This window comes from Pallidibacillus pasinlerensis (assembly GCF_009996845.1).
Taxonomy (GTDB): Bacteria; Bacillota; Bacilli; order Bacillales; family Caldibacillaceae; genus Pallidibacillus; species Pallidibacillus pasinlerensis.
Window position 1 is genome coordinate 1 of record NZ_JAACYS010000139.1, and the last position, 1,500, is coordinate 1,500.

At 36.3% G+C, this 1,500-nt stretch carries 1 protein-coding gene; it reads right to left on the reverse strand.

The window, feature by feature from the left end; all coding sequences use genetic code 11:
* Positions 1–196 precede the first annotated feature (196 nt).
* Positions 197–1,500 (reverse strand): IS1380 family transposase (locus GW534_RS15825; protein ID WP_161921924.1); only part of this gene is annotated, 1,304 nt, incomplete at its 5' end.

The window sequence follows — 1,500 nt, forward strand, 5'->3', positions numbered from 1 at the left end:
CCTGAAATATTCATAGCTACAAATTTCTTTTGGTAAAATCTGTTAACTTAGTTGAACATAACGGTATTTAGATGAGAAGTGTAGCCAACTCATCAAAATAACTGAATTTTCAACGGCTATCTACCATATTTTGGGCATACTTCCCCCTTGACTGAAAAACTTATTTTTTTCAGTTATGAGAGAAGTATTCTTTTGGTCATTCCAATTGCAGTTTTTGAATTCGATTCAGTACATCCCAAAAGAATTTTTGATACACAAAACTCGATGATAGTTTGAAATAAAGGGATCTGCCTGATTTCACGACTTTACTTGCCACTTTAATTAATCGAGTACGTATCGTATCAATTTGCATGGTTTTTTGACCTTCTGGAAAACAAAGAGTTCGTAACCAATTGGTCAAATTATATGCAAGAAGTGTCAATATCATTTTTACTTCGTTTACTTGAAAAGCGTGGCTATTCATATGATCAAAGTAAAAACCATTTTTCGCTTCCTTAATATAGTTTTCCATCGTTCCTCGTTTTTGATAAGCACGAACAATCGCTTCAGGGGAAGCCAACTCAAAATTGGTGACAAAAAAGGAATGCGTAAAGAACAGTTCACCCGCAGGACGAACAGATTGTACGATTACTTTTCTGGCTTTCGACCATGACTTTGCCTGATATTCGATTTCCTCATAGTAGTGTTCAGACTTGGTAACATCGAATATTTCAGTGGCTGGATGTAACTCATCCGCCATTCGCTGTAAAATAGCGTTTGATTTCAGACGAATCACGTAATAGACAGACTCATCTTCGCATAAGTCATACAAAGCCGGGACAGCAAATCCACTATCCCCACGTAAAAATAAGCTCGTTTCAGGAAATTTTTCGTTATAATGTTCGATTAAAGGCCGAATAAATTCAATAATGCCATTTGACGTATAAACATTTCCCGGACGAAGTTGTGCCTTTAAAAAATCGCCTGTAGCCCCATCAAAAGCAACCAAAGGATGGAACCCCACGGTTCCATAATGGGAATTATAAGACGCAGATTCTTGATTGCCATACGTATCAGAATGGGTAGAGTCTAAATCTATGAATAGCGACTGTGCTTTTCGGAAGGCATGAACTTTATCCAGTAGTTCTTGATTCGCACGATTTAAATGGTCAATCGAATTTTTATCAAATCGTGTATAAAAACGAGATAAACTCGGCTGGGAAGCGAGAGCTGGTGTTCCGATAATTTGTGTAAAAACGGGATCATGTGTTAATTGATCACTAGCATCGTCTTCTGCATAACCAGCAATGATTTGATAAATCTTTTGACGTAACAAGTTTTCGTTTGAGTGTAGATAATATCTTCTTGAATCATTAAGTTTTAGATAGCTAGCTAAAATCTTAGAAAAACCGATTTTTTCGTCGAATTCTCTAAAAAGAAATCCACCTGTATCGGAGGAAAGAGAACCTCCATCATTTGATAATTTAATTTTACGATTGAATTCAAGCGTTTTTTGCGTTA